Source organism: Streptococcus suis (genome assembly GCF_016743335.1).
Classification (GTDB): domain Bacteria; phylum Bacillota; class Bacilli; order Lactobacillales; family Streptococcaceae; genus Streptococcus; species Streptococcus suis_Y.
The window spans coordinates 1-4,491 of record NZ_WCJE01000074.1 but is presented as its reverse complement, the minus strand read 5'-3'; the positions used below and the strand labels follow the sequence as shown (position 1 = coordinate 4,491).

4 protein-coding genes are annotated in these 4,491 nt (G+C 40.3%); all 4 read right to left on the bottom strand.

Translation table 11 applies throughout. From position 1 onward, the window contains the following. Positions 1-162: 162 nt before the first annotated feature. A complete protein-coding gene (locus F9856_RS11725) occupies positions 163-996 on the bottom strand; it encodes an energy-coupling factor transporter transmembrane component T family protein (protein WP_024377453.1) in 834 nt (277 codons plus the stop codon). Beyond that, positions 993-2,666 (bottom strand): ABC transporter ATP-binding protein, encoded by a 1,674-nt coding sequence (locus F9856_RS11720; protein WP_202106700.1) that lies wholly within the window; start codon positions 2,664-2,666, stop codon positions 993-995. The genes F9856_RS11725 and F9856_RS11720 overlap by 4 nt, the downstream gene beginning before the upstream one ends. A 117-nt stretch (positions 2,667-2,783) precedes the next feature. Continuing rightward, a complete protein-coding gene (locus F9856_RS11715; RefSeq protein ID WP_236659621.1) occupies positions 2,784-3,026 on the bottom strand; it encodes a VOC family protein in 243 nt (80 codons plus the stop codon). 324 nt (positions 3,027-3,350) lie between these two features. After that, positions 3,351-4,334, bottom strand: coding sequence for a rhodanese-related sulfurtransferase (locus F9856_RS11710; RefSeq protein WP_202106699.1), 984 nt, complete (start codon positions 4,332-4,334; stop codon positions 3,351-3,353). Between the last annotated feature and the right edge of the window lie 157 nt (positions 4,335-4,491).

The window sequence follows — 4,491 nt, the reverse complement described above, 5'->3', positions numbered from 1 at the left end:
CATTTGTATTACCTCTTTTTATTTATTTGTAAAACTTATCAAGAGGAAAAACAAAAGATGAAACTGATACTTAAACTCTAAATTTATTTACATTCCCTACTGTAACAGTATATTTCCTATATGTCAACGATAAAGGGTTGATAAGCCCAATAAACTCAATAATCATCGCCACGGATTATAGAATCGACCCTGATTAACAAAAAATAGATAGATTGTCACGACTACTAGAGCAAGAATAAATAGCAAGACAGCGTAATCTATTCTTTGTAGAGGCTGTTGGGTATACCATGTTCTTTTTTTATTTTTTCCAAAACGCCGCAATTCCATAGCCGTTGAAATCGTATCAATCCTCTCCAAGGAGCTGAAAATCAGAGGAATGACAAGGGATAGATTCCCTTTTATACGATCCATCACTTTTCCTTTCTTGGACAATTCCAAACCACGCGCTTCTTGAGACATTCGAATCGTATAAAACTCTTCTTGAATATCTGGAATATAACGCATGGTCAAACTTACTGCGTAAGCAACTTTGTAGGATACCCCAATTTGATTCAAGCTGGAAGCAAACTGGCTAGGATGAGTGGTCATGAGAAAGATGATCGCTAAAGGAACTGTACAAAAATACTTCAAGAGAAGATTCACCAGATAAAATGCTTGCTGACTCGTCAAGGAATAAACTCCCAGACCTGATAGCAAGGGAGTGTCTGCTCCGTAAAGTTCCACTCCATACCGTGGTGCAAACAAGTGAACCATCAGGGCATTCATTGCAGCAAAAATAATCGTCAGAATTAAAACAAGAGAGATTTCTTTATAACGAATCCCTGACATTTTGAACAAGGCTAGAGAAAATACTGCGATAAAAAGAATCAAGCGGGTATCGTAAGTAATCATAGCAAGAATGGAAACTATGAGAAAAAAGAGTAATTTACTGACAGCCGATAAACTATGAATCAAGCCAGTTCCTGGATGGTAACCAATTAGTTTTTGTTGACTCATTTTCCTCTCCTTTCTTCCTGCATATAAAACGTCGTTAATTCTAAGGGATTAACTCCCAACCTCTCCGCCAAGTGAAAAATTGATGTTTCTTTTAAATTGGCTCGCTCAATCACCGTATCATCAGATAAAATTTCTGCTGGACTGGCATCTTCAATAATCTGCCCATCCACCACAACAACAGCTCTATCTGAATAATCTAGCATGAGTTGCATGTCATGGGTAATCATGACAATGGTGTGCCCTTGAGCATTTAATTGATCCAAAAACTCCATCATTTCCCGATAATGTCGTTGATCTTGTCCTGCTGTTGGCTCATCCAGCAAAATAATTTCTGGATTGAGAACCAAGATAGATGCTATCGTTACCCGTTTTTTCTGCCCATACGACAGTGCCGAAATCGGCCAATTACGAAACGAATACAGGCCACATACTTTCAAGATATGGTGAACTCGGTGTTCAATTTCTTCTTCTGTCACCCCTCGCATGCGCAAACCAAGGGCAACCTCATCAAAGATCATCGTTTGGCTAATCATTTGGTTGGGATTCTGAAGAACATAACCAATCCGTTCTGCTCGCTCTTTGACAGAATCTTCTTTGATTGACTGCCCCTTCCAGAGAATCTCACCCTCACCCTGAATAAAACCACAAAGCACCTTGGCTAAAGTAGATTTCCCCGCACCATTTTTTCCAACAATAGCTAGACGTTCTCCCTTATGAATCGTCAGTTGAATATCTGTAAGAACTTGTTTGTTAGGATAGGAAAAATGAAGATGCTTGACTTCTAACAAAGCCTCTTTCTCTCCATTTTCAAAGTGTAGAGTCGGTAGGGATGCTATATTCAAAGCCTTAATATCAATTTCCCAAACTGAGGAGAGGCGTTCTGCCTGCGCAATCGGATATCCTAAGGCGCGAAGAGTCGATAGATATAAGGGTTCACGGATGCCGTTTTCCTGTAACAATGAGGTACGTAATAAATCATCCGGTCCTCCATTGAACAAAATCCGACCGTCATTAATCAATACAACTCGGTCCACCTGACGATACAGTACGTCCTCTAAACGGTGTTCAATAATAATGGTTGTGGTCCCTTCTTGCTTGTGCAGACGATCAATCAAATCAATCGTATCTTGGCCCGATTTGGGGTCTAAATTAGCAAGTGGCTCATCAAACAACAAAATAGGACTCTCATCAATAAGAACTCCGCCCAGACTGACACGTTGCTTTTGACCTCCAGATAAATCTTGTGGTCGATGTGCTAGTAAATCGGTCAAAGACAGTCTTTCTGCCCAATCTCCTACTTTTTGCTTCATCACCACCTGGCTTTCCATGTCGTTTTCCAAAGCAAAAGCTAGGTCCTCGGCAACTGATAAGCCAATGAATTGACCATCTGTATCTTGAAGAACCGTTGATACGAGCAAGGACTTATCATAAATTGAAAGATTAAAAGCTTCCTGACCATCCAATAGTAAACTTCCGCTATGTTCCCCCTTGTAAATATTGGGAATAATACCATTAAGACATTGTCCAATCGTCGACTTTCCTGAACCAGATGGACCAATAATCAGAACTTTCTCTCCCTGATAAATCGTTAACTGAATATCTTTTAAAGTGGGTTCCTGTTGCGCTTGGTATCTAAATGTAAAATCTTTAAACTCAATGATTTTTTTCATAGGACTATTATAACGTAAATTGACTCTGAAAAAAAGGAAGAATCATCAGTTTCTCCCTTTTCAAATAAGTTCATCTATGATTCTAGAGCAGATGAATTCTAACTTCCTACATCACAATCACATTAAAATGATACCATCAAGGTCCGTAAAACTTGCTCCATAAAAGCCACGGGCATCTGTCGGGCGTTCTGCAATTTGCCCGTCATTTGCTTCAACACGCTCGATAATTCTATCCACTTCTTCCCTACTCGCCACATTAAGCGAAATCAAAACTTCATTGCCACTCGCTACTACCTGAAATGGTACGCGTTGAGCAAAGCTATCTGCCTGCATCAAAATCAAGTTGCCACCCTCAGGCAAAGTCGCAGACTTAATATCTCCAAACGTCGCAACTGCAAAACCGATTGCTTCATAAAACCGACCAGCTATTCAAGGTCTGCTACTGCTAATACTCAATGAAAATCAAAAGTGACCGAGGAAACGAAGCGAAGATAGAACTGAAGTTCATCAAGGCAAGGTGACAACGGATAATTTTATTTTCGAAAGGGATAAGTTCATCCAAAATGACTTCATCCCCTTCTCTTTTCTAATTGATAGGCTTCGTATAGAATGGACTGAAAAAATATAAAGAATTCTGATTGCACAAAAAAATTGCACTGATTTTTCAATGCAATTTTGGTATTACTAAGCATTTGCTGGAGTAAGAGTTTCCCCAATCGCTTCCAAGCGTTTTGCCCATTCTTGGCGAGTCAAGCCATTTTCAGAGATGTAACGGTTGCGCTCATGAGCACGGCATTCAGCTGAACAGCCACGAACATACTTGTGCTCATTCTCTTCTGATGTCAAAATACGACGGTTACAGAATGGATTGCCACAGTTGACATAGCGCTCACATGGTGTGCCATTGAACCAGTCCTTACCAACGACAACTGGGTCTACATGGTTAACATCGACCGCGATACGCTCGTCAAAGACATACATCTTCCCATCCCACAATTCGCCACGAATTTCTGGGTCTTTACCATAGGTTGCGATACCACCGTGGAGTTGGCCGACATCCTTGTAGCCTTCACGAACCATCCAGCCTGAGAATTTCTCACAGCGAACACCACCAGTACAGTAAACAACTACGCGCTTGTCCATGAATTTCTCTTTGTTATCACGGACCCATTGTGGCAACTCACGGAAGTTGCGGATGTCTGGACGGATCGCACCACGGAAGTGACCAAGGTCATACTCGTAGTCATTACGTGTATCCAAAACAACTGTATCTTCGTCCAAGAGAGCTTCTTTGAACTCTTTTGGCGATAGGTAGGCACCTGTTGTCACGAGTGGGTCAATATCGTTGTCAAAGTCGTTGTCTTCCAAACCAAGGTGAACAATTTCTTTTTTATAACGAACAAACATTTTCTTGAAAGCTTGCTCATTTTCTTCATCAATCTTGAACCACAAGTCGCTGAAGAGTGGATTAGCATGAACGTAGTCCATGTACTTTTGAGTTGTTTCATAGTCACCAGAAACAGTACCGTTGATACCTTCGTCGGCAATCAAAATACGTCCTTTTAGTCCGATAGACTTACAGAAAGCTAAATGCTCAGCAGCATATTCTTTGGCATTTTCAATTGGAACATACTTGTAATAGAGTAGAACGCGAATATCTTTTGACATAGTGTCTCCTTTTCAATCTTTGCAATAGATGATAAAACTCTGTCATTTCTAATAAATGATACCTTACGATTATATCGTTTAGCCCCTCAAAAGACAAAAATCTGAACTGAAAATTTAGAACCTGTATTCGCAGGTTCAGTGCTTATGTGTAAAAAAT

What these genes read in the sequence shown, in the direction of transcription:
- F9856_RS11725 (WP_024377453.1), bottom strand. Translation starts at nt 996, where the DNA reads ATGAGTCAACAAAAACTAATTGGTTACCATCCAGGAACTGGCTTGATT.
- F9856_RS11710 (WP_202106699.1), bottom strand. Translation starts at nt 4,334, where the DNA reads ATGTCAAAAGATATTCGCGTTCTACTCTATTACAAGTATGTTCCAATT.
- F9856_RS11720 (WP_202106700.1), bottom strand. Translation starts at nt 2,666, where the DNA reads ATGAAAAAAATCATTGAGTTTAAAGATTTTACATTTAGATACCAAGCG.